The 21,783-nt window shown below is 72.4% G+C and carries 21 protein-coding genes; 14 read left to right on the top strand and 7 right to left on the bottom strand.

Going from position 1 to position 21,783, the window contains the following annotated elements:
* Positions 1 to 209 precede the first annotated feature (209 nt).
* The 4 genes from IEY93_RS30335 to IEY93_RS30325 all read left to right on the top strand — a co-directional run bounded on the left by IEY93_RS30335 (position 210) and on the right by IEY93_RS30325 (position 3,547).
* Positions 210 to 1,340, top strand: coding sequence for a HesA/MoeB/ThiF family protein (locus IEY93_RS30335; RefSeq protein ID WP_189166577.1), 1,131 nt, complete (start codon positions 210 to 212; stop codon positions 1,338 to 1,340).
* Between the two features lie 45 nt (positions 1,341 to 1,385).
* On the top strand, positions 1,386 to 1,508 hold the full coding sequence (locus IEY93_RS39445) for a hypothetical protein (protein ID WP_268241591.1): 123 nt from the start codon (positions 1,386 to 1,388) through the stop codon (positions 1,506 to 1,508).
* Between the two features lie 66 nt (positions 1,509 to 1,574).
* Positions 1,575 to 2,765 (top strand): PqqD family protein, encoded by a 1,191-nt coding sequence (locus tag IEY93_RS30330; protein WP_189166576.1) that lies wholly within the window; start codon positions 1,575 to 1,577, stop codon positions 2,763 to 2,765.
* A 179-nt stretch (positions 2,766 to 2,944) separates the two neighbouring features.
* The gene (locus IEY93_RS30325; protein ID WP_189166575.1) at positions 2,945 to 3,547 is read left to right on the top strand and encodes a DUF6879 family protein; all 603 of its coding nucleotides are present in this window, start codon (positions 2,945 to 2,947) and stop codon (positions 3,545 to 3,547) included.
* Positions 3,548 to 3,641: 94 nt separating this feature from the next.
* Here the strand turns inward: IEY93_RS30325 and IEY93_RS30320 are convergent, their stop codons facing one another.
* Positions 3,642 to 4,301: a hypothetical protein gene (locus IEY93_RS30320; protein WP_189166574.1), complete on the bottom strand. Its 660-nt coding sequence runs from the start codon at positions 4,299 to 4,301 to the stop codon at positions 3,642 to 3,644.
* A 190-nt stretch (positions 4,302 to 4,491) separates the two neighbouring features.
* A complete protein-coding gene (gene manA, locus IEY93_RS30315) occupies positions 4,492 to 5,607 on the bottom strand; it encodes a mannose-6-phosphate isomerase, class I (RefSeq protein WP_189166573.1) in 1,116 nt (371 codons plus the stop codon).
* A gap of 589 nt (positions 5,608 to 6,196) precedes the next feature.
* Here manA and IEY93_RS30310 point away from each other — a divergent pair.
* Entirely contained in the window at positions 6,197 to 8,161 is a 1,965-nt protein-coding gene (locus IEY93_RS30310; RefSeq protein WP_189166572.1) for an N-acetylmuramoyl-L-alanine amidase, read from the top strand.
* An 861-nt stretch (positions 8,162 to 9,022) separates the two neighbouring features.
* Positions 9,023 to 9,865, top strand: a complete 843-nt coding sequence (locus IEY93_RS30305; RefSeq protein WP_189166571.1) for a hypothetical protein — start codon at positions 9,023 to 9,025, stop codon at positions 9,863 to 9,865.
* A 181-nt stretch (positions 9,866 to 10,046) separates the two neighbouring features.
* On the opposite strand, the gene IEY93_RS30300 is transcribed toward IEY93_RS30305, so the two are convergent.
* Both IEY93_RS30300 and IEY93_RS30295 read right to left on the bottom strand, forming a co-directional pair.
* Complete coding sequence (locus IEY93_RS30300; RefSeq protein ID WP_189166570.1) at positions 10,047 to 11,432, bottom strand: glycine--tRNA ligase; 1,386 nt, start codon at positions 11,430 to 11,432, stop codon at positions 10,047 to 10,049.
* A 143-nt stretch (positions 11,433 to 11,575) separates the two neighbouring features.
* On the bottom strand, positions 11,576 to 11,863 hold the full coding sequence (locus IEY93_RS30295) for an antibiotic biosynthesis monooxygenase family protein (protein WP_189166569.1): 288 nt from the start codon (positions 11,861 to 11,863) through the stop codon (positions 11,576 to 11,578).
* An 82-nt stretch (positions 11,864 to 11,945) separates the two neighbouring features.
* Between IEY93_RS30295 and IEY93_RS30290 the strand changes: the two genes are divergently transcribed.
* The 6 genes from IEY93_RS30290 to IEY93_RS30265 all read left to right on the top strand — a co-directional run bounded on the left by IEY93_RS30290 (position 11,946) and on the right by IEY93_RS30265 (position 16,296).
* On the top strand, positions 11,946 to 12,386 hold the full coding sequence (locus IEY93_RS30290) for a DUF6703 family protein (RefSeq protein ID WP_229691600.1): 441 nt from the start codon (positions 11,946 to 11,948) through the stop codon (positions 12,384 to 12,386).
* A 148-nt stretch (positions 12,387 to 12,534) separates the two neighbouring features.
* On the top strand, positions 12,535 to 13,506 hold the full coding sequence (locus IEY93_RS30285; protein ID WP_189166583.1) for a metal ABC transporter substrate-binding protein: 972 nt from the start codon (positions 12,535 to 12,537) through the stop codon (positions 13,504 to 13,506).
* Positions 13,503 to 14,348: a metal ABC transporter ATP-binding protein gene (locus tag IEY93_RS30280; RefSeq protein WP_372444426.1), complete on the top strand. Its 846-nt coding sequence runs from the start codon at positions 13,503 to 13,505 to the stop codon at positions 14,346 to 14,348. Before IEY93_RS30285 ends, IEY93_RS30280 begins: the two co-directional genes overlap by 4 nt.
* Positions 14,345 to 15,178, top strand: a complete 834-nt coding sequence (locus IEY93_RS30275) for a metal ABC transporter permease (protein WP_189166568.1) — start codon at positions 14,345 to 14,347, stop codon at positions 15,176 to 15,178. Before IEY93_RS30280 ends, IEY93_RS30275 begins: the two co-directional genes overlap by 4 nt.
* Positions 15,179 to 15,222: 44 nt before the next feature.
* Positions 15,223 to 15,612 carry a Fur family transcriptional regulator gene (locus IEY93_RS30270; RefSeq protein WP_189166581.1) on the top strand — a complete coding sequence of 130 codons (390 nt, stop codon included), beginning with the start codon at positions 15,223 to 15,225 and terminating at the stop codon, positions 15,610 to 15,612.
* Positions 15,613 to 15,747: 135 nt separating this feature from the next.
* The gene (locus tag IEY93_RS30265) at positions 15,748 to 16,296 is read left to right on the top strand and encodes a CGNR zinc finger domain-containing protein (protein ID WP_189166567.1); all 549 of its coding nucleotides are present in this window, start codon (positions 15,748 to 15,750) and stop codon (positions 16,294 to 16,296) included.
* 37 nt (positions 16,297 to 16,333) lie between these two features.
* Here IEY93_RS30265 and IEY93_RS30260 read toward each other — a convergent pair whose 3' ends face one another.
* The 3 genes from IEY93_RS30260 to recO form a co-directional block, all read right to left on the bottom strand.
* The gene (locus IEY93_RS30260; RefSeq protein ID WP_203968020.1) at positions 16,334 to 17,386 is read right to left on the bottom strand and encodes a phosphotransferase family protein; all 1,053 of its coding nucleotides are present in this window, start codon (positions 17,384 to 17,386) and stop codon (positions 16,334 to 16,336) included.
* A 223-nt stretch (positions 17,387 to 17,609) separates the two neighbouring features.
* Entirely contained in the window at positions 17,610 to 18,383 is a 774-nt protein-coding gene (locus IEY93_RS30255) for an isoprenyl transferase (protein WP_189166565.1), read from the bottom strand.
* Positions 18,384 to 18,474: 91 nt separating this feature from the next.
* Positions 18,475 to 19,203 carry a DNA repair protein RecO gene (gene recO / locus IEY93_RS30250; protein ID WP_189166564.1) on the bottom strand — a complete coding sequence of 243 codons (729 nt, stop codon included), beginning with the start codon at positions 19,201 to 19,203 and terminating at the stop codon, positions 18,475 to 18,477.
* Positions 19,204 to 19,392: 189 nt separating this feature from the next.
* Between recO and IEY93_RS39440 the strand changes: the two genes are divergently transcribed.
* Both IEY93_RS39440 and IEY93_RS39435 read left to right on the top strand, forming a co-directional pair.
* A complete protein-coding gene (locus IEY93_RS39440; RefSeq protein WP_189166563.1) occupies positions 19,393 to 20,970 on the top strand; it encodes a CDP-alcohol phosphatidyltransferase family protein in 1,578 nt (525 codons plus the stop codon).
* Positions 20,967 to 21,689 carry a DUF5941 domain-containing protein gene (locus tag IEY93_RS39435; RefSeq protein WP_189166562.1) on the top strand — a complete coding sequence of 241 codons (723 nt, stop codon included), beginning with the start codon at positions 20,967 to 20,969 and terminating at the stop codon, positions 21,687 to 21,689. The genes IEY93_RS39440 and IEY93_RS39435 overlap by 4 nt, the downstream gene beginning before the upstream one ends.
* Positions 21,690 to 21,783: the final 94 nt, after the last annotated feature.

Genomic DNA, 21,783 nt, shown 5'->3' with positions numbered 1-21,783 from the left:
ACGACCAGGCAACCGCATGGTCACACCGCAACCACGACCTCGCCGCTTGACATTCAACGTCCAGGGATGTCTGACACTGTGAGATATCGGGGTTTGCCGAAGTTCTCCGGCATTTCTCGGCTTGTCGGCTCCCGGTGGCACCCGCCAGCCCGCACCCTCGTACGTCGATCACCGCGAGCCCGGTCCTTCTGCGAGGGAAGGTGGTCGCATTGCGGCATCCCAAGGTCAAGCCAGAGCACCGGCCGCACAGATACGCCGACGGCACGATCCGCATCGGCGGGGAGATCTACGGGGTGGCCGCCGAGATCGACGACCCGGACGGATGGGTGTGGGCGGCGCTCACGCTCATGGACGGCTCCCGGACCGCCGAGGAGGTCGTCACGCGGCTCGGCCAGGAGTTCCCCGCGCTACGGGCTCGGGCGGCACGCTCGGTGGTCGAGCAGCTCATCGCCTCGGGATACCTCGAGGAGGCCGGCGCCGTGCCGCCTCCCGAGCTCGCCGCGCGCGAGGCCGACCGCTACAGCAGGAACCACGCCTTCTTCCGGCGCGTCGACCTGACCCCGCGCGAGCATGGATGGGAGGCGCAGCTCCGATTACGGAACGCCCGGGTGGTCGTGCTCGGGCTCGGCGGCACCGGCGGCCACGCGGCGTGGGCGCTCACCGCCGCGGGGGCCGGCCGGCTGCACTGCGTGGACCCCGACGTGGTGGAGCTGTCGAACCTGAGCCGGCAGATGCTGTACGGCGAGGCGGACATCGGCCGGGCGAAGGCCGAGGTCGCCGTACGACGACTGCGCGCGGTCAACTCCGACGTGACGGTCACCGGTGAACGCCGGCGGGCCGGGAGCCAGGAGGAGCTGGCCGAGATCATCGCGGGCGCGGACATGCTCGCGCTCTGCGCGGACGAGCCGGGCGGCCACGTGCTGCGGGTCTGGGCGAACCGGGCGTGCGCGGCGGCGGGCATCCCCTGGGCGGGCGGCGGGTACAACGGCCCGCTGGTGACGGCGGGCCTCTACCGGCCCGGTCATCCCTGCTACGAGTGCGTCAGCGCGGGCGAGCAGGCCCGGCGGCGTCCGGGCACTCCGGTCGATCTGGGCGGGCCGGGGGTGCTCCCCACGTCGGCGGGCATCTCCGGGCTCCTGGTGGCGCACGCGGTGATCAGTGAGATCACCGGCGTTCCCGACCTGGTGCCCGGGCGCGTCAGCGGGCTGAACCTCATCGCGCCCGACCAGCTCATCGATGTCCGCCACCCCTCGCGCCCGGACTGCCCCGTCTGCGGCGACGCCGCCCGCCGGAAAGCGGGCCTTGACCGTGAGATGAATCACACCCAGAATCCGGACTAATCCGTCCGGCAAGCCGGGAGGCCTCTTCAGGGGGAAGGTGCCGAAATGTCGCACGACGATCACCAGATCCATCCCACCGGGAACGAGAGCCAAGCGAAGGCGACGATCATCATCCGCCGGCTCGACAAGATCGAGACCACCGCTGACAGCTCTGGCAACTCCAACTGATCGACGGCGATCGGTAGGCGGGTGCCCCCGCCTACCGATTTCTCGTCTCTGGAGGGACGCGCCACCATGACCTTGGTCCGGTTCCACCAGGTCGGATTCCGGCGTGACGGGGACGAGTGGATCGTCGGCCGGGTCGAATCGGGGGATTTCGTCGCCGTGCCGCACGCCGGGGTACGGGCGATCCGCTTGCTCCAGGAGGGCAGATCGGTCGAGGAGGCCGGGCAGCGCCTGCTGGAGGAGACCGGTGTCCGGCTCGATGTCCGCGGCTTCGTCGCGGGGCTCACCGAGGCGGGCCTGGTCGCCGCCGTGGACGGGAAGGAGACCGGCTCCCCCGCTCCGCCGCCGCCCACACTGCCCGGCCTGCGGGCCCACCATGTGCGGTGGACGCTGAGCCCGTGGCTGCACGCCGCGATGGGGGCGGTCATCGCGGCCGGGGCGATCACGCTCGCCCTCAACCCGTGGGCCATGCCGGACTGGCATGACCTGCTGTGGAGCTCGCAGAGCACGCTCGTGCTGCTCACCCAGATCGTCGTGGGGTGGACGCTCATCCTGCTGCACGAGCTCGCGCATCTCACCACGGCCCGCGCCGCGGGCGTACCGGGCAGGATCCGTCTCGGCACCCGCCTGCAGTTCCTGGCCGCCCAGACCGACGTCTCCGGCATCTGGCTCGCCGAGCGCCGCGTGCGGATGACCGTCTACCTGGCCGGCATGGCGGTGGACTGCACCATCTGCGCGATATGCGCGATCCTCATCGTCAGCACCGGCGGCCACCCGCTGCTGCCGGTCGTCATGCTCACCGCGCTGGTCATGGTGGCGACGCAGTTCCTGGTGTTCATGCGCAATGATCTGTACTTCGTGCTGCAGGACGTCACCGGCTGCCGCAACCTGTACCGCGATTCGGGATCGTACCTGCGCTATCTGCTCTCCGGCCGCCGTCGCCACAACCCGCTCACGGCGATGCCCCCGGCGGAACGCCGCGTCCTGCGCTGGTACACGCCCCTGGCCGTCCTGGGGACCGCCGGATGCGTCGCGGTCGCGGCGCTGGTCACCTTACCCGCGACGGTGGCCCTGTTGCTCCGGGCTCTCGCCGTGCTGTGGCGGCCATCGAGTCCCGTCGCCCTGGCCGACGCACTGGTCACCGTGTCCGTGATCGTGGGGTTCCAGGCGCTGTGGGCGCGGGCGTGGTGGGGCAGGCACGGCGCGCGGGTACGCCGGCTCCTGACCGCGTCGCGGCGCGATCCCGCCGGGCGCGGATGACTCCGTCGTCACCGTCCCACCGGACGCGACCGGTCGGAAAAGCCGCATAACACGCAGATTCCCGGCAGAATCGCAGCCCCGGCATGTCCGGAAGGCCGGCAGCGGGAACTGGAGCGTTCCGAACCGCCCACCGTCCTCCTGCCGCGGCCGTACGGCCCACCATCACGAACGGAGGAGACGTGGACCTGTTCCACCGCCTTCAGTCCGCCACCGGGCACCCCCTGCCCGTCGCCGCCTACCAGCGAGAGTTCGACGCGGTCTTCGAGTCCGCCCTCGACACCATGTGGAAGCTCGAACGCGCCCAGGAGTTCACCGAGCCCGACGTCGAGAGCTGGCGCGCGATGGTGGACGGCGACTGGGACCGCTCGCTCGCGCTGCTGGAGGACCGCTACGCCCCGCTCGCGGCGATGTACGAGAAGATGCCGGAGTTCCGGCGGCTGCGCATCGTGGAGACCCCGGTCACGCCCTACCTGCAGTGGGAGATGCACTTCCTGGCGATCCGGGCCCGGGCGGGCGAGCGCATCAGGGTGCTGCCCGCCGAGGCCGTCCACGACCTGGAGGCCGAGGCTCCCCTGCCGGAACTGGTCATCTTCTCGCGTTCACTGTGTTACGAGGTGCTGTACGACCGGACCGGCCTGCACACAGGGGCTCGCCGGGTGACCGACCCCGAGGTGATCGGACCCTGTCTGTCCGCGCTGGCCGGCCTCTACGAGCAGGCCGAGGATGTCGCCGGTTATCACGCCCGTGAGATAGCCCCGCTCCCCCCGCCGCGGTCCCCGTGACCGTACGGGAAGATCGCTCTGCCCGGCCCGGACTCGCCGCGGATCGCCGGGTGGGGAGGTCCTCCTCGCCCGGCGGCCGCCTGGGAGGGCCGCTTCAGGACAGGGTGATGCCGCGGAGCAGCAGGTCCTCCGGACCGGCGAAGAACAGATCATCCGGGCAGGGGTCGAAGCAGACGAAGCCGCGATCGGCGGCCAGATGCAGGACGGTGCGGCACACCTCGGCGGCGCGCGGGAAGACGATGGACATCACGAGGAACTCCTCGCCCACCGTGAGCGGCGTGGCCCACGGCGAGCTCGCGTAGCCGCCTTCGGTCAGGTCGGGGAACTCCCCGGTCAGCGCGTCGTAGAAGGCCGCCACCTCGGCGAGCGGCGTCACCCGCTCCATAGGAGGATCTTGGGCGACCGGCCGGACGCCGTGCTGGGCGTGCCTCTCGACGACCCCCTCCTCGACCAGCAGGTCGAAGATCGCCTGCATGTCGCCCTCGGGGACCTGCTCCCCGCCGGCCGGTGCGGACGCCTCGGCCTCGGCCTCGGCGAGCGGCTCCCCCTCGGCCTGAGGGAGCGGCTGCTGAGCGGGCCACTGCCCATCGATGTCGCCGGCGTGGTGCGACTCGGCCTCGGCGGGAGCCTGTCCGGCCGTCCCGGAGGTCGCCTCCGCTGCGGCGGGCGCGGCGCGGCCGGCCAGGTACTTGCGCGTGGCCTCCTCCGGCGTGAGCGGCGTCCGCGCGTACCAGACTCCTAATTCCACGCTCACGAACGCCCTCGCCTTCCACCGTCGGCATGCCGCACCGAAATCTCCCCTGAATGCCGGATCCTACGCGTCCAGGTGACGCCGCGTGACCGCTCCGGTGCCGCCGCGCGAGCGAACGGGCGTGTCGCGGCGGCCCGTGAGGCGCGTCGCGGCGGGAGTGGAACGGGTGCCGGCGGGAGGAACACCGGGATGATCAGTTGGGCACGCCGGGTTCCGCCACGAAGACGGTGCCGGTCGTGGTCACGGCGACGAAGGGCTCGGCGGCGGGCACGAAGACGGACTCGCCCCGGCCGAGACGGACCTCGCCCACGGTGGCCGTGCCCTCGGTGCACAGCAGGATGCGCGGCACTCCCCCCTCCAGCCGGAGCGAACCCTCCGGCGACACGGCCCCGCCCTCGCCGGTCGCGGTGAGGCGGCGCAGGCGGAACTCCGGGCTCGGGGTCGGGAACACGCCGTCCGCGCCGGCCTCCAGCGCGAGCGGCACCGCGTGCGGATCGGTGATGCGCAGCAGTTCGGGGACGTTGAGCGGCTTGGGGGTGAGGCCGGCGCGCATGACGTTGTCCGACCCGCCCATGATCTCGACGCCGAAGCCCTTGAGGTAGCAGTGCAGCACCCCGGCGCCGAGGAACAGCGCCTGGCCCGGCGCCAGGTCGTGGCGGCGCAGCAGCAGCGGGGCCAGGCACGCCGGGTCGCCGGGGTAGCGCCGGGCCAGGCGCACCACCAGCTCGTAGTCGGGGTGGTGGACGGCCGAGGCCGCCCACACGATCTGCTCGGCCGTCTGCCGCCGGTCGAGCAGCGTCTCCAGGGCCCGCAGCACCGCGCCGCCCTCCAGCAGGGAGACGACGTCCTTGAGGCCGGGCACGCCGAGCCGGTCGATGAGCATCGCCGCCTGCTCGAAGGGGCGGAATCCGGCGAGCGCGGTGAACGGCGTGAGCGCGCACACCAGCTCGGGCTTGGGCCACGGGTCGCCGTAGACGCCGCGCGCGTGCCCCTCGACGGCCTGCTCGGCGGACGGGTGGACCTGCAGCGACAGCGGCTGGGCGACGGCGATGAGCTTCAGCAGGTACGGCAGGCGCTCGCCGAACGCGTCCAGGGTCGCGGGGCCGAGCAGGCCGGACGGCTCGGCGGCGATGAGGTCCGCCAAGGTGCGCCCGTCCTCACCGGTGGGCCGGGACGGGCCGGCGGGGTGGGCGCCGAGCCACATCTCCGCCTCGGGGCCGGGGGCGGGCGCGGGCCTGCCGGTGAGCTCGGCGATGTCCGTGCGCGATCCCCAGGCGTAGTCCTTGACGGGGTTGGTCAGCAGGTGCACGTGTGCTCCTCGGTCGGATGCGGGCGCCCGCCGGCAGGCGCCCTCGGCCGCGTCGCCCGGCCCTGCGGCCGCGGCGTGGTCCCTACGACGGCGCCGGTCAGGCGGTTCGGGGCGTACGTGGTCGTACGGCCCGAATGTGCCGGGGCGCCGCCCCGCATCATTTCACCCATCGCCCGGCCTCGGCGCGACCGCCCCCGCATGTCGGCCCGGCATCGTGGCCCGAGTCGTACGCCTTCGGCGCCACGCCGATGCGATGCGACAGCGGCCACTCCCCATCCGGGTGCGGCCCTTACGCACCACCCGCAAGCCCGACGATGCCCTCGGCACCTCACGAAAGCGATGTTCTGCCGTCGAATCCGGCGTCTCCCTCGGGCACTCTTTGACACGCCGCACGACAACAAGTGGATGACCAGGTCGGACGACGTAAGGTGGCCGTCGATGTCCGGGCGGCGTGCTCCGCGGCGGTGACCCGCCGCGCCCGCGACCGGCATTCGCGCGTGCCGGCCCGCGTTCCGTTCTCGCACGTGCCGGCCCGCGATCCGTCACCGCGTACCCGCCCGCCCGTCCCGCTCGCGAGAAAGGGTCGTCCATGCGCAGAACGACGGCGGCCGTCGCCTCGGCCACGGCGGTTCCCCTGCTGCTCTCCCTCGCCACTCCCGGCAGCGCCTCGGCGCCGCCGCACCCCGGGCCGCACGCCCGGCCGTCCGGGAGCGGGCACGAACCCGCGGTCACCGGGCCGCGGCGGGCGAGACCGCCCGAGGGCGGGCGCGCGGTGGGGGCGCCCGGGCGGCAGGAGGCGTTCCGGGCGGCGGCGGCCAGGTACGGGGTGCCGGAGCGGGTGCTGCTCGGGGTGTCGTACCTGGAGTCGCGATGGGACGGCAACCGAGGGCTGCCCAGCGTGGCGGGCGGCTACGGGCCGATGCACCTCACCGACCCGCGCCGGGCACCCGGCGACGCCGCGTCGAAACGGGGCGCGCCGGAAACGACGGGAACGGCCGGGGAGGCCGCCCGGCTCACCGGTGTCCCGGCCCGGTCGCTGCTGACCGACTACACCGCCAACGTGCTCGGCGGCGCCGCGTTGCTCGCCCGCCACCAGCGCGACCTCGGCCTGCCGGCGGACCGCGACCCGGCCGCGTGGTACGGCGCGGTCGCGCGCTACTCCGGAGCCCGTGACCGCGGCACCGCCAGCCGGTTCGCCGACGAGGTATTCTCCCTGGTCAAGGAGGGTGCGAACCGGATCACCGACGACGGAGGGCAGGTCCTGCTGCCCGCCGCGCCGCAGATCACGCCGCGCATGGACCAAGTGGAGCGTCTGGGACTGCCCGAGGCCGAGGGCGGGCGCGCCGAGTGCCCGAGCGGCCTGTCCTGCGAGTGGCGGCCCGCACCGCACCGGCGGCTGCCCGGCGGCGGGTACGGCAACCACGACCGCGCCGACCGGCCGCGGGACTCCCGTGTGCAGTACATCGTCATCCACGACACCGAGGAGACCTACGCCAAGACGCTGAAGCTGGTCGACGACCCCGCCTACGTGAGCTGGCACTACACCATCCGCTCCTCGGACGGGCACATCGCCCAGCACGTCCGCACCCGGGACATCGCCTGGCACGCCGGCAACTGGTACTTCAACGCCCGGTCGATCGGCATCGAGCACGAGGGCTTCCTGACCAGGCCGGGCGCCTGGTACACCGAGGCGATGTACCGCAGTTCGGCCCGGCTGGTGCGCCATCTGGCCAAGCGGTACCACATCCCGCTCGACCGGGCGCACATTCTCGGCCATGACAACATTCCCGGCACCGCGCCGCGCGACGTACCCGGCATGCACGTGGACCCCGGCCCGTACTGGGACTGGGGACACTACTTCGCCCTGCTCGGGCGGCCGATCAAGGCGACGGCCGGCGCGCACGGCGGCCTGGTGACGATCAGGACCGACTACCGCCGCCACCGCCCCCGCTACACCGGCTGCGGCAAGGAGGGGGCCGACTGCCCGCCGCACGGCTCGGCCTCGGTCCGGCTGCACATCGCCCCGCGCGCCGACGCGCCCCTGGTCAGGGACGTCGGGCGCCGGGCGCGTGGCGAGTCGACCTACCAGGTGTACGACCACGGCGCCCGTGCCACCACCGGCCAGCAGTTCGCCCTCGCCGGGCGGAGGGGCGACTGGACGGCCATCTGGTACCTCGGCCAGCGAGCCTGGTTCCACAATCCGGAGGACGCCCCGACCGCCGTGAACGCCACCGGCCTGGTCGTCACCCCCCGGCCCGGCCGGGACGCGGTGCCGGTGTACGGCAGGGCCTACCCCGAGCCGGAGGCGTACCCGCTCGACGTGCCTGTGCAGCCGATCGTGCCGCTGCAGTACGCGATCTCGCCGGGGCAGCGGTACGCGGTCGGGCTCGCGACCCGCGGCGAGCACTACCACGCGACGACGTTCGAGCGGGCCGGGCATCGCCGGGTGCGCGGCCGGACGCTCTACTTCCAGATCCAGTTCGGGCACCGGGTGGCGTTCGTCCGGGCCGGCGACGTGGAGATCCTGCCCGCCTCACTGGACCTGCCGCGCTGATCGCCCGCCTGCCCTGGGTTCGATCGGGTCGGCCACGGCCGTCCGCGTGAGCGCCTGGGCGGCCTTGCCGCCAGAGATCAGGGGTCTCGTCGTCGCTTCTGGATCTGGCCGGCATCTGAGGTCACGTCCGGCCGGACGAGGAGTCTTTCGATGGGCGGGGTCTGCACCGCGCCGCCCTGCGGCCGAGATCGTGCCGCGTGCTGCGTGTCGCTTCCGGCTGCGCGCCGGTCGGTCGGGGCTTTCGCCGCGGTTCACCGGGGGCCTTTTCTCTTCTCTCCCGGGCGATCCGCTTTGTTCGTCGATTTATCTTCGCGTATTTCCGTTCGGGCTTTTCCGGGTTATTCAGTCCCAGGTGGTGCCCGCGGTCCGGGAGCGGCCGTCCCAGGTGGTGCCCGCGCTGCGCGAGAAGGAGTCCCAGGTGGTACCGGCGGAACGGGCGGCGGTGAAAGCGGTGGAGGTCATTTTCTTTTCCTTTCCGGAGGGCTTTTGTTCTCGCTGCTTGCAAGAACAACTCTCCGGCATTCCGGGGCCGCGGAACAGACGATTCGGCGGCAGCAAGCTGCACGCCGGTGGCCACTTCCTGCCACCCGAACGTGTCAGCGCCCCGCGGGTGGCCGCATACGGCATCGTGGCCGGTCAGAGGGGTGGCGACTGGTGATCCCCGCCCGGCCGGCCCGGCCGGGGAAGGCGGGTGCCGGTAGGCGACCTCGAGCCGGGCGTCGGCGGGGTCGTGCCGCCTCGGCCGACCCCTCGGAGATGCCGGCCGGATTCCTTTGCGCGGCCGGCGTCCCCGCAGGCCCGGAGTGATGACGTATGGCCCCGCGTGGCGCCCGCCCGGACAATGGGACGAGCACGGCCGGAATGGTCCACGATCCGCTGGGGGTCATCGTGAACGCACTGCGCCGGATCCTCGCGAACCTCAAGGCCCGGCAACATATCGAGGCCTACGCCCTCACCGTGGTCGTCTTCGTCTTCGCCCTGTTATCGATCTTCAGCGACGAGTTGAACGACAACCTGCGCTGGGCGGTGCTGCTCTCCGGCCTGGGACTGCTGATCTACCGGGTCACCCTGCCGGAACCGCGCCTCACCGCGCCGGCCGACATCCTGCACGACCGCTCGATCTATGAGAGGTCACCGGTCTCATCGCTGTTCGAGACCGCCCGCGACGTGCGGGTCTTCGCCCCGTCGGCGGTCAACCTGCTGTCGGCGCAGACCTGCGAGACCCTGCGCAGAACGGTGCTCGCCCGCCGCGGCGGCAGCGTCCGCGTCGTCATCCTCGACCAGCGCGAACGGGAAGCGGTGCGGCTCGCCGCCGCGCAGCTCGACGAATCGGTGGACTTCCCCGTACAGCGGCTGCCCGCCGCCCTGCGCACCACGATGGAGCACCTCGCGCTGATGAGCGCGTGGCGGACGGCCGGCTCCTTCGCCTACCGCCTGCTGCCCTACAACCCCGGCTTCAGCCTGGTGCTCATCGACCCCGACACCCCGCGCGGCCGGCTGATCGTGGAGATCCACGGGTTCCACAACCTGTCGACGTCCTCGCGGATGCACCTGGAGCTGACCCGCGACCACGACGAACGCTGGTACGCCTACTGGGTGGAGCAGTTCGACCACATCTGGAACGCCGCGCGCCAGACCGTCACGCCGACCGGCGGAGAAGCCGCTGCGCCTGGTTCCGCAAATGCCGCGGAAGCCCAGGACTGACCGCGACAGGCACCTGAGACACCGGTCATCGCGGACAGCTGATCGGCCCTCGTCGCAGTGCCGGAACCTCGCAGCGCCCGGAGCAGGGATCCGGGCTGTCGAAATCCGTGACATGCCGATGGCCGCGCGGGGCCTGGGGGGCGGTGCGCGGCCATCGGCGGAGCGGGCGTGACGGGGTGCGTCAGTCGTTGAGGTGCTGGCGGAGGTAGGACTCGACCTGGTCGAGGGCGACGCGCTTCTGCGCCATCGAGTCGCGCTCGCGGATGGTCACGGCGTGGTCCTCGAGGGTGTCGAAGTCGACGGTGACGCAGAACGGCGTGCCGATCTCGTCCTGGCGGCGGTAGCGGCGGCCGATCGCGCCGGCGTCGTCGAAGTCGACGTTCCACCGGCGGCGCAGCTGCGCGGCCAGGTCGCGGGCCTTGGGCGAGAGGTCGGCGTTGCGCGACAGCGGCAGCACCGCGACCTTGACCGGCGCGAGCCGGTGGTCGAGCCGCATGACGGTGCGCTGCTCCATGACGCCCTTGGCGTTCGGGGCCTCGTCCACCGTGTAGGCGTCGATCATGAAGGTGAGCGTGCAGCGGTCGACACCGGCGGCCGGCTCGATCACGAACGGCACGTAGCGCTCGCCGGACTCCTGCTCGAAGAACGACAGGTCGGTGCCGGAGGCCGCCGCGTGCGTGGACAGGTCGAAGTCGGTGCGGTTGGCGATGCCCTCCAGCTCGCCCCACTCCGAGCCGGTGAAGTTGAAGCGGTACTCGATGTCGACCGTGCGCTTGGAGTAGTGCGACAGCTTGTCCTTCGGGTGCTCGTACAGCCGGAGGTTGTCGCGGTCGAGGCCGAGGCCGATGTACCAGCCGAGGCGCTCGTCGATCCAGTACTGGTGCCACTCCTCGTCGGTGCCGGGCTTGACGAAGAACTCCATCTCCATCTGCTCGAACTCACGGGTGCGGAAGATGAAGTTGCCCGGGGTGATCTCGTTGCGGAACGACTTGCCGATCTGGCCGATGCCGAACGGGATCTTCTTGCGGGACGACTGCTGCACGTTCAGGTAGTTGATGAAGATGCCCTGCGCCGTCTCGGGGCGGAGGTAGGCCAGACCGGACTCGTCCTCGACCGCGCCGAGGTAGGTCTTGAGCAGGCCGTTGAACATGCGGGACGGGGTGAAGGCGCCCTTGGTGCCGCAGTTGGGGCAGGTGAGGTCGGCCAGGCCGTTCTCGGGGGCCCTGCCGTGCTTCTCGGTGTAGGCCTCTTCGAGATGGTCGGCGCGGAAGCGCTTGTGGCACGACTGGCACTCGGTGAGCGGGTCGACGAACTCCTTGACGTGGCCGCTGGCCTCCCAGACCTCGCGGGCCAGGATCACCGAGGAGTCGAGGCCGACGACGTCGTCGCGGCCCTGCACCATGGCCTTCCACCACTCGCGCTTGACGTTGTTCTTGAGCTCGACGCCGAGCGGGCCGTAGTCCCAGGACGCGCGCAGCCCGCCGTAGATCTCGCTCGACGGGTAGACGAGCCCGCGGCGCTTGGCGAGGCTGACGATCGTGTCCATGATGTCGGTACGGCGGGCCATCAAGAATCTCCATCCGGCTGGCGGTCGGGGTTGGGTTTGTCGATCAGAGGGCGCGTCACCTGCCCGATCTCCCACAAGCTTAGGGGAACCGCCGACGCGACCCGCCCACAATAACCACCGCGGGCCGCGAGCGCCGGTAGGCGTCACCCTTCCGGGTCGCCGGGAACGATCTCGAAGGCGCTCGGCTCGTTGATCATCAGGGTCATGAGCGGGTACATGTCCATGCGCGCCGCCGACAGGGCGCGGCGGTAGAACCCGGCCCCTTCCCACTCGCTGACCAGCGCCCACAGCTCCGGCTCGTCCACCGATCTGCCGATGTGCCCGCCCCGGTAGCCGTCCTGCGCGGCGAACGTCCGCATGATCGTCCTGGCCTGGCCGGTGAACTCCTCGGCCTGGGCGCCGGGCACCGAATACCTGATGAGCGCGAGCATGCCGCCCAGCATGCCACCCGCCCACCGCGCCCGGACCGCCGAGGGCTGCCGCGCGGCCGTACCACGCCGCTAGGCTCGGATCGTGGCCGACAAGTACCCGCGCCGTGACCCTTCGCGCCCCTCGTCCTCCGCCGGGCGTGGACGGGCCGTGCCCGGCCACCCGCTGTCCCGCGACCGGCGCCCGCCCGCGCCGGGCCGTCCCCTGCCGCCCGGCGAGCGCTTCCTCACGCCCGGTGCGACCGGGACGCGCCGGGCGATCGAGCACAGGAGCGCCGTCCCGCTGGTCTTCCTGTACGGGCTGCCGCGCTGGATCCTGCCCGTGGCGCTGGTGATCCTGCTGCTGGTGGGCCTGGCCGTGCCCGACTGGCGGGGCGGTGTCGCGGTGCTTCCGGTGCTCTTCTTCGTGGTCTGGCTGGCCTACCTGTCCTGGCCGTCGCTGGGCAACGGCGCGCGACTGCTGCGCGCGGGAGTGGTGGTCTTCCTGCTCGCCCTGCTGGCCGAGCGCTTCGGCCTCCTCTTCTAGCGCTCGGCGCGCCTTCACCCGTTCCGGCTCCCCCCGCCTCGCGGCCGGCACCGATCCGCGCCCGTGCGCCTCTGTCGTGGTCCGCACATGCTTCCCGTCGGGCCAGTTTTGACAACGGTTTTCATTTTAGGTCATACTCGGCAGGGTGATGCCCTTTTCGTCCAGATACGCTCACCAGGCACGTTCTGCTCGCCGCTCCATCCTGACCACCGCGACGATCCTGCTCGGCGGGTGCGCGCTGCTCGCCGCCACCGCCTGCGCCCCCGCCGGTTCCGCCTCCTCCCAGAGCGGCACCGCCGGTAAGCCGGCGGTCCTCGCCGCCTTCTATCCGTTGGAGTGGCTCTCCACCAAGGTCGCCGGGCCGGACGCCACGGTGACCGGCCTGACCAGGCCCGGGGTCGAGCCGCACGACCTGGAGCTGACCCCGCGTCAGATCGCCGACATCGAGCAGGCCGACCTCGTCGTGTACCTCAAGGGCGTGCAGCCGGCCGTGGACGAGGCCGTCGAGCAGTACGCCGCGGACAAGGCGTTCGACGTCGCCTCCACGGTCACGACGCTGACCGCGTCCGCCGAGGGGCACGAGGGCGAGGAGGCGCACGAGCCGGTGGCCTACGACCCGCATCTGTGGCTCGACCCCAGCCGGTTCGCCACCGTCGCCACCGCGCTCGGCGCCCGGCTCGGCCAGGCGGACGCCGCGCACACCGCCGCGTACACCGGCCGGGCCGCCTCGACGGCCGGCGAGCTGAACGCCCTGGACCAGGAGCTTCAGCAGGGGCTCGGCACCTGCGCCCGCCGTACGCTCGTCACCTCGCACACCGCCTTCGGCTACCTGGCCGACCGCTACCGGCTGAAGCAGGTGGGCATCAGCGGCCTGGACGCCGAGGCCGAGCCCGCTCCCGCCCGCATCGCCGAGGTGGCGGGCATCGCCCGGCGGGAGAAGGTGACTACCATCTTCACCGAGGAACTCCTCAGCCCCAAGGTCTCCGAGGTCCTCGCCAAGGAGGTCGGCGCCGCGACCGCGGTACTCAACCCGATCGAGAGCCGCCCCCCGTCGGGGGACTACCTCTCCGCCGCGCGCGCGAACCTCGCCACACTCCGCACCGCACTGGAATGCACATGACCCGATCAGCACAGGCGACCGGCCGGGCCGCCCAGGCGGCGCACGAGCCCGCGGCCGGCACGCGGGTCCCCGAGGTCGCCTTCGCCATGAGGGGCGGGCACGTCGCCCTCGACGGACGCCGGGTGCTGCGCGGGGTCGACCTGCGCATCGAGACCGGCGAGGTGGTCGCCGTCCTCGGCGCCAACGGCTCGGGCAAGTCCACCCTGATCCGCACACTCCTCGGCCTGGTCCCGCTCACGGCGGGCACCGCCGAGCTGTTCGGCACGCCACCCGCGAGGTTCCGCGACTGGTGGCGCATCGGGTACGTCCCGCAGCGGCTCTCGGTCGGCGGCGGGGTGCCCGCGACCGTCCGCGAGGTGGTGGCCTCCGGCCGTGTGCCCCGGCAGCGGCGGCTGCGCCCGTCCGGCGCCGCCGACCGGGCGGCGGTGACCGCCGCGCTGGAGTCCGTGGGCCTGGCCGGCCGCGCCGGCGACCCGGTGGGCCTGCTCTCCGGTGGCCAGCAGCAGCGGGTGCTCATCGCCCGCGCGCTGGCCGGTGAGCCGGACACCTTCGTGATGGACGAGCCGACGGCCGGCGTGGACGCCGAGAGCCAGCGGCACCTGGCCGGCACGCTCGCGAGCCTGGTGCGGCAGGGCAGGACCGTGCTGCTGGTGGCGCACGAGCTCGGCCCGCTCGCGCCCCTGATCACCCGGTCGATCGTCGTACGCGACGGCGTCGTCGCCCACGACGGGCCGGCCCAGCACGGCGAGGGCGCCTGCCACCCGCACCCGGGGCACGAGCAGGAGCGCCCGCACGCCTACGACGTCTCCAGTGGCCCGATGAGCCCGGGAGCACCGAAGTGATCGAGATCTTCCAGTACGACTTCATGGTGCGCGCGCTGGTCGCCGCGCTGCTGGTGGGGCTCGCCGCCCCGGCCGTCGGCACCTTCATCGTCCAGCGGCGGCTCGCCCTGCTGGGCGACGGCATCGGCCACGTGGCGCTGACCGGCGTGGCGCTCGGCTTCCTGACCGGCACCGCTCCGGTGTTCACCGCCGTCCTGGTCTCGATCGCCGGTGCGGTGGCGATCGAGCTGGTCCGCGCCCGGGGCCGTACGACCGGCGACGTCGCCCTCGCGCTGCTGTTCTACGGCGGCATCGCGGGCGGGGTGCTGCTCATCGGGCTCGCGCCGGGCGGCAGCAACGCCACCCTCACCTCCTATCTGTTCGGCTCGATCAGCAGCGTGACCGCGCAGGACGTGTGGGTCATCGCGGTGCTGACCGCGTTCGTGCTCGGCGTGGTGGCGACCTTCGGCCGCGAGCTGTTCGTCCTGTGCCAGGACGAGGAGGTCGCCAAGGTCAACGGCCTGCCGGTGCGCTTCCTCAGCCTGCTCATCGCGGTCACCGCCGCGCTCACCGTCGTGATCGCGATGCGGGTGGTCGGGCTGCTGCTGGTGAGCGCGCTGATGGTGGTGCCCGTGGCCACCAGCCAGCAGGTCACCCGCGGCTTCCGTGCGACCATGGCGCTGGCGATGCTCCTCGGCGTCGTGGCCACGGTCGGCGGGCTCACCTCGGCGTTCTACGCCGGCGTCGCGCCGGGCGCGGCGATCGTTCTGCTGGCCCTCGCGGGCTTCGTCCTGGCCCTGGGCGCCGGCCGGTTCCTGCGGCGCTACCGAGCGAAGGAGGCGGGCGCATGAGCGGCACCCGCGTGTACGGCATCGGGCGGGGCGAGGGGCGGCCGATGACCAGCCGCCGCGCCGCCGTCCGGGAGACCCTGAGCCGCAACGACGGCTTCCGCAGCGCGCAGGACATCTACGCGCAGATGCGGGCGGACGGCGCGAAGATCGGCCTGACCACGGTGTACCGGGCTCTGCAGACGCTGGCCGAGTCCGGTCAGGTGGACGTGCTGCGCACCGACGACGGCGAGTGCGTCTACCGCGCCTGTGCGACCGGTTCGCACCACCATCACCTGGTCTGTCGCAACTGCGGCCGGACGGTGGAGGTCGCGGGGCCGGAGATCGAACGCTGGGCGGAGTCCGTCGGCGCCGAGCACGGGTTCACGGCGATGACCCACACCGTCGAGATCTTCGGCACCTGCGCGACCTGCGCCGCGGTCGCCTCCGCCGGATAGTCCCGCGGCGCCGGACGTCCCCGGCCCGGCCGTTCCGGGATACGCTTCCGTGACGGCGGGAAGGGCGGGAACGCGCGCCCCGCCCCTGTCCGCTTCCCCCCGATGTCCCGCCGACGTCCAGCCGACAGGAGAGACATGCCATTCAGCCATGACATGGTGTGCTCGCTCGCCGCCGTGGCCGACCTGGTCAACTCCGCGCCCGAGACCGGCGGGCTCGACAGCCTCACCGGCGCCGGCGAGTTGCGGGAGTACGTGCGCCGCCACGAGCTGAGCGGCGTCGGCGAGGTCAACGGCGCCGACCTCGCCGAGGTGCGCGCCCTGCGGGCCACGTTCCTGGAGATCTTCGCCGAGCCCGACGCCGCCTCCGCGGTGGCCCGGCTGAACGTCCTGCTGGAACGCACGCGCATCACCGCCCGGCTGACCGAGCACGACGGCTACCCACTGCACGTCCACTACTTCGCCAAAGGGGCGCCGCTGGCCGAGCACCTGGCCGCCGAGCTCGGAGTGGCCCTGGCCCACCTGCTGGTCGAGGGCGAGTGGGAGCGGCTGCGCACCTGCGCCGCCCCCGACTGCGAGCGGGTCTTCTTCGACGAGTCGCGCAACCGCTCCCGGGTCTACTGCGACAGCCGCACCTGCGGCAACCGCATGCACGTCGCCGCCTACCGCGCCCGCCGCCGCGCCTAGCCTCCTCCGGACGACCGCCCCCGGGGGGCCGGCGTGGTCACCGGAGGTTGGGGTTCTCCGCCGGACGCCGGGTGGGCAGCGGCGGCAGGCCGGGCCACCTGACGAGCATCCGGTCGCGCATGGCCGTGGTGAGGCCGTGCAGGCCGGCGAGATCGTCGCGCCCCGCCGTGGCCTCCCGGACGACGCCGAGGCGGTGCAGCAGCCGCTGCCGTCCGGTGGCGACCCCCCAGCGCCAGTCGGCGCGGGTCAGCCTGGCGAAGTGGTCGGTGCCGTCGCGGTGCGCCCGTTCGACGAGCCCGTCGCCACGCACCAGCCAGCCGACGCACGCGTCGGTGAGGTCGCCCTGGGGCTCGGTGCCGGTGGCGGCGCGCCAGGCGGCGTGGTAGGCGTCCTCGGCGCGGCGGATCAGCGGCTCGGGGGTGGCGGTGGAGCACCAGCAGCTCGGGAATCCGATCCGCAGGTAGGCCAGCTCGGTCAGCCCGTTGCCCAGCGTGGCCTGCTCGAGGTCGACGAACCGGACCCCCGCGGCGGTGTAGAGATCATTGCCGGGGCAGGGGTCGCCGTGCAGGAGGGAATGTCCCGGCACCCGGCCGAGCCGGTCCAGGACGCCTTCCAGCTCCGCACGGGCCGACGGCGGCTCCGCCACCCCGAGGTGGCGGGCCAGCCCGAAGAACGCGTCGAGATCACCGGAGCCGGGCGGCGTCCACCGCGGCAGCGCCCCCGCGTCCTCGGGGGTCGTGGCCGCGTGCAGCCGGGCGAGCGCCGCCGCGTAGCCGACCACCCAGTCCTCGGGCGGGTCACCGCCGTCGAGATACGCGAGGACCAGGACCCGCTCGGCGGGGTCGAGGCCGAGGATCGCCGGCACCAGCGGCGGATCGGCCCGTGCGGCGAGCCGGAGCGCGGTGACCTCGCGCTGGAAGCGCTCCTCGGCGTCGGGACCGTCGGCGGCCTGCTTGATCACCGCCGTGGCCCCGCCTATCTCGGCGAACCACACGTGTGACCGGGGGCTGCTGTCGATCGCGCGCACGTTCGTCGCGGGGCCGAGCTCGTCCTGCAGGCGGGGTCCGTAAACCGGTCGCGGATCGCGCATACGCATGTCCCTTCGGGGTTCACCGTTACGTGGTGGGCGGGCGGCGGATCACGCGCCCGCTGGGACGAACGCTGCCACGTGCCGCGCCTGCGCGAAACCGCAATGGATCGGGCGATCACGCCGACCGCCGCGTGTGCCGCAGATGCGACCGCGATGGCCGGCGGATCACGGCCGGCCGGTACGGTTCCTCCCGGCGTCACCCTGGAGAGGCGTCGGGCGCGGGTCAGACCTGGTTGGGGACGGCGCCGCCGTACCTGCGGTCGCGCTTGGCGTAGATCTCGCAGGCCTGCCACAGGTCACGGCGGTCGAAGTCGGGCCAGAGCTGGTTGAGGAAGACCATCTCGGCGTACGCCGACTGCCACAGCAGGAAGTTGGAGGTGCGCTGCTCTCCGGAGGAACGGAGGAACAGATCCACGTCCGGGATATCGGGCTCGTCCAGGTAACGGGCGAAGGTCTGCTCGCTGACCTTGCCCGGCTTCACCTTGCCCGCCGCGATGTCCTGCGCGAGCCGCACGGCGGCGTCCACGATCTCGGCCCGGCCGCCGTAGTTGACGCAGAACTGCAGGGTCAGCGTGCGGTTGTCCCTGGTCATCTCCTCGGCGTCCTGCAACTCCTTGATGACGCTCTTCCACAGCCGCCCGGGACGGCCGGCCCAGCGCACCCGAACCCCCATGGCGTGCAGCTCGTCGCGGCGGCGGCGGATGACGTCCCGGTTGAAGCCCATCAGGAAGCGCACCTCGTCCGGGGAGCGCCGCCAGTTCTCGGTGGAGAAGGCGTAGGCGGACAGGTTGGGGATGCCGAGCTCGATCGCCCCCTCGATGACGTCGAACAGCGACGCCTCGCCGGCCTTGTGGCCTTCGGTCCTGGGCAGCCCGCGCACCTTGGCCCAGCGGCCGTTGCCGTCCATGACGATGGCGACGTGCCTGGGGATCAGGTCGCGCGGGATCGGCGGCGGCAGCGCGCCTGAGGGATGCGGGGTCGGCGGGCGGACGTTCACGGTCTGCTTCTCCTGTGGTGTGTTCGGTACGTCGCGCGGCCCCGGCGCCACCTGCCGGGCGGTCGGTACGGTACCCGGCGCCGCGTGCGGCTCAGAGGCGCTCGACGTGTCGTAGCGAGCGTATTCCGTGTTCCAGATGCCATTGCAGATAGGCCGCGACCAGGCCGCTGCACTCGGTGCGGTGCCTGGCCTCCGAGGCGTCGGCGGAGGCCCAGTCGCCGCGGGTGAGTGCGATCATGAGGCCGATCGTCTCGGCGGCCGGCACCGCGGCGCCGGGCGGGCGGCACGCGGCGCAGACCACGCCGCCGGCCTGGATGGCGAAGGCGCGGATGGCGGGGGTCGAGCAGCGGGCGCAGGACTCCAGGGCGGGCGCGTACCCGGCGACGGCCAGGGAACGCAGGAAGTAGGCGTCCAGGACCAGCCGTGCCTCGTGGTCCCCCTCGACCAGGGTGCGCAGGCCCCCGACCAGCAGCAGGAACTGCCGCAGCGCGGGTTCCTTCTCGCCCATCGTCAGCCGGTCGGCGGTCTCCAGCATGGCGATGCCCGCGGTGTAGCGTGGATAGTCCGTGACCAGCGCCTCACCGTACGGCCGCAGCGTCTCGGCCTGGGTGATCACATCGAGCGAGCGCCCGGTGTGCAACTGCAGGTCGACATGGGTGAACGGCTCCAGCCGGGCGCCCCACCGCGACTTGGTGCGCCGCACGCCCTTGGCCACGCCGCGGACCTTGCCGATGCGCTTGGTCAGGACCGTGACGATCCGGTCGGCCTCACCCAGCTTCTGGGTGCGCAGCACGATGCCCTCGTCGCGGTACAGGTTCACCGATCCAGTCTAGGGAGGGGGCTGAGGCCACAAGTCCCGCGAAACGGAAGATGATTGCCTCAGGCGACGAATCGATCTCGGGTCAACCCTCGGTGGCATCCTGGGGAAGAACAGTCACTAAACTTTTCCCTCTGGCGACACCCCCTGACGATCGCCTTTCGCCCCCTGCACGCTGCCTGAAAGGGTGACATGACCCGCGTGGTCCTGCTGGGCGCCTCGCCCGGCCCGATGGGTTCCGCTGAACCACACATCCCGCCCGGTCGGCTGGCGCTGACGTCGCTCCCCGGCTCGCCCTCCGTCCTGGAACGGCTGTACGGCCAGGCCGCCGCCATGGACGCCGAGCCCGTCGCGATCGTGCGACCGCAGGAGGCCGGCGACCACCGCCGCTTCCCCGGCCAGGTCGTGGAGTCCGCCGGCCTGGCGGACGACCTGCGGGCGCTCGCCGAGGTCGCCGAACGGGCGACGGACAACCTCTTCCTCGTCCCCACCGGCGTCGTGATCCACGACGAGCTGATCTACCAGATCACCAAGTCCAAGCGGGGAGCGCTCGCGCTCATCGCCAAGGAGCCGCGCCCCGAGGACGAGAACGGCGAGCGCGTCGACTACGAAGTGCCGATCGACGAGGCGGAGCCCGAGATCGGCGACCACGTGTTCGAAGGGCTCATGGTGCGGGCGCGCGTCGGCCGCTCGCGGGTGATCTCGGTGGGCTCGGCCTACCACCGGGTCACCCGGCCGAACTCCGTGCTCCTCGGCCCGCTCCACCTGCACCAGCGCCACGCGGCGACCCTCGCCGAGGCCGCACGCGAGCTGGCCGACATGGCCCACCTGTTCGGCCCCGAGGACGACCTGGTGCAGCTCCTGGTGCTCGGCCTGGTGCGCAAGGGCGTCTCGGTCGGCACCCGCGGCCGCAGAGACCTGTTCTTCACCCGGGTCGGCACGCAGGCCGAGGCGGACGAGGCCCTGGCCGTCATGTCGGGGTACGACGAGGACCGCGCCCGGCTGAACAACGCCGTCAAGGGCGCCGACGGGTTCTTCACCACGTTCTTCGTCAGCACCTACTCGCGCTTCATCGCCCGCTGGGCGGCGCGCCGCGGGCTGACGCCGAACCAGGTGACCCTGATCTCGATCGCGCTCGGCGTGCTGTCGGCGCTGGCCTTCGCCACCGGCACGCGGGCCGGCGCCGTGGCGGGTGGCCTGCTCATCTACTTCGCGTTCGTCTTCGACTGCGTGGACGGCCAGGTCGCCCGGTACGCCCGTAAGTTCGGCGTGCTCGGCGCGTGGCTGGACGCCACGTTCGACCGGGCCAAGGAGTACGTCGTGTTCGCCGGCCTGGCGGTCGGCTCGGCCGTGGCCGGGCAGGGCGACGTGTGGACGCTGGCGCTGGTCGCGCTGTCGGTGCAGTCGGTACGGCACCTGCTCGACTTCTCCTTCGGCGCGGCCAACCGCCGCAAGGCCCCGGTGCCGCTGCCGACCCTGGAGATGACCGCCGTCGACGACCGGTCGCTGCGCGAGGCGCTGGAGAAGCGCAAGGCGTCGCGCACCGGAGGCGTGCGCGGGCTGCTGAAGCTCTGGGCCAAGGCCGGGCGGTTCCGCGCGGTGCACTGGGCCCGTAAGATGATCGTCTTCCCCATCGGTGAGCGGTTCGCCGCCATCGCGATCACCGCGGCCCTGTTCGAGCCCCGGGTCACGTTCCTCACGCTCGTGATCTGGGGTGGCATCGCGGCCATCTACACCCTCACCGGACGTCTCATGAGGTCGCTCGCATGATCACCCATCCGCAGGCTCCACCTGTTCCCGCTCCCGACCCCGACGAGGAGCGCCGCCGCATCCAGACGGCCCGCCTGCTCGCCTACCGTGACGACGGCCCGCTGGTCGCGCTGCTGCGCGACAAGATGGGCCCGGGGCTGCCCCCCGTGGCGACCGGGCTGGCCGCGCTGCTGGCGGTCGCCGCCATCGGCGTGTCGGGCGTGCTGTCGCCCGGCACGGGCGCGGTCATGCTGCTGCCGGTGCTGGCCATGGTGGTCCTGATGGTGCCGACCGCGCCGCGCGACCACCTCGGCCGGTTCGACTGGCTGCTCCCCCCGTTGATCAGGGGCACCGAGTTCCTCGCGATCATCGTGCTCGGCCTGGCCGCCGGCACGCCCAAGTGGCTGCTGTTCGTGCTGATCTACGTGATCGGCTACCACACCTACGACACCGTGTACCGCACCCGGCAGAGCATCTGGCCCGCCCCCTGGGTGTTCCAGGCCGGTCTCGGCTGGGAGGTCCGGCTGCTGCTCCTCGGCGCCGGCGCCGCGCTGGGCGTGCTGACCTGGGTGGTGGCCGTGATGTCGGTCTACCTGGGAGTGCTGTTCGCCATCGAGAGCATCACGAGCTGGGTGCGCCTGGACAAGGAGACGGCGCTCGCCCAGGCGTCCGACGACCTGGAGGCCTCTCCCGAGGAGGCCCTCGAACAGGCCACCGGCGAAGCCGACGGCAAGGCCTGACCCTCCCTGCGCCGGCCTTCTAGCCGGGGCCGAAGCTCACCGGAACCGCGAAAGGGCCGGGACGGACGAGATGCCTCGTCCGTCCCGGCCCTTC

Origin of the sequence: Sphaerisporangium melleum (assembly GCF_014646695.1) — a bacterium.
Lineage (GTDB): Bacteria > Actinomycetota > Actinomycetes > Streptosporangiales > Streptosporangiaceae > Sphaerisporangium > Sphaerisporangium melleum.
The sequence above is the reverse complement of the archived record's forward strand: the minus strand, read 5'-3'. Positions and strand labels throughout refer to the sequence as shown.

What these genes read in the sequence shown, in the direction of transcription:
- IEY93_RS30280 (WP_372444426.1), top strand. Translation starts at nt 13,503, where the DNA reads ATGACCCGATCAGCACAGGCGACCGGCCGGGCCGCCCAGGCGGCGCAC.
- IEY93_RS30330 (WP_189166576.1), top strand. Translation starts at nt 1,575, where the DNA reads ATGACCTTGGTCCGGTTCCACCAGGTCGGATTCCGGCGTGACGGGGAC.
- IEY93_RS30265 (WP_189166567.1), top strand. Translation starts at nt 15,748, where the DNA reads ATGCCATTCAGCCATGACATGGTGTGCTCGCTCGCCGCCGTGGCCGAC.
- IEY93_RS30300 (WP_189166570.1), bottom strand. Translation starts at nt 11,432, where the DNA reads ATGGCCCGCCGTACCGACATCATGGACACGATCGTCAGCCTCGCCAAG.
- IEY93_RS39440 (WP_189166563.1), top strand. Translation starts at nt 19,393, where the DNA reads ATGACCCGCGTGGTCCTGCTGGGCGCCTCGCCCGGCCCGATGGGTTCC.
- IEY93_RS30295 (WP_189166569.1), bottom strand. Translation starts at nt 11,863, where the DNA reads ATGCTCGCGCTCATCAGGTATTCGGTGCCCGGCGCCCAGGCCGAGGAG.
- IEY93_RS30310 (WP_189166572.1), top strand. Translation starts at nt 6,197, where the DNA reads ATGCGCAGAACGACGGCGGCCGTCGCCTCGGCCACGGCGGTTCCCCTG.
- IEY93_RS30270 (WP_189166581.1), top strand. Translation starts at nt 15,223, where the DNA reads ATGACCAGCCGCCGCGCCGCCGTCCGGGAGACCCTGAGCCGCAACGAC.
- IEY93_RS39435 (WP_189166562.1), top strand. Translation starts at nt 20,967, where the DNA reads ATGATCACCCATCCGCAGGCTCCACCTGTTCCCGCTCCCGACCCCGAC.
- IEY93_RS30305 (WP_189166571.1), top strand. Translation starts at nt 9,023, where the DNA reads ATGGTCCACGATCCGCTGGGGGTCATCGTGAACGCACTGCGCCGGATC.
- IEY93_RS30260 (WP_203968020.1), bottom strand. Translation starts at nt 17,386, where the DNA reads ATGCGCGATCCGCGACCGGTTTACGGACCCCGCCTGCAGGACGAGCTC.
- IEY93_RS39445 (WP_268241591.1), top strand. Translation starts at nt 1,386, where the DNA reads ATGTCGCACGACGATCACCAGATCCATCCCACCGGGAACGAGAGCCAA.
- IEY93_RS30285 (WP_189166583.1), top strand. Translation starts at nt 12,535, where the DNA reads ATGCCCTTTTCGTCCAGATACGCTCACCAGGCACGTTCTGCTCGCCGC.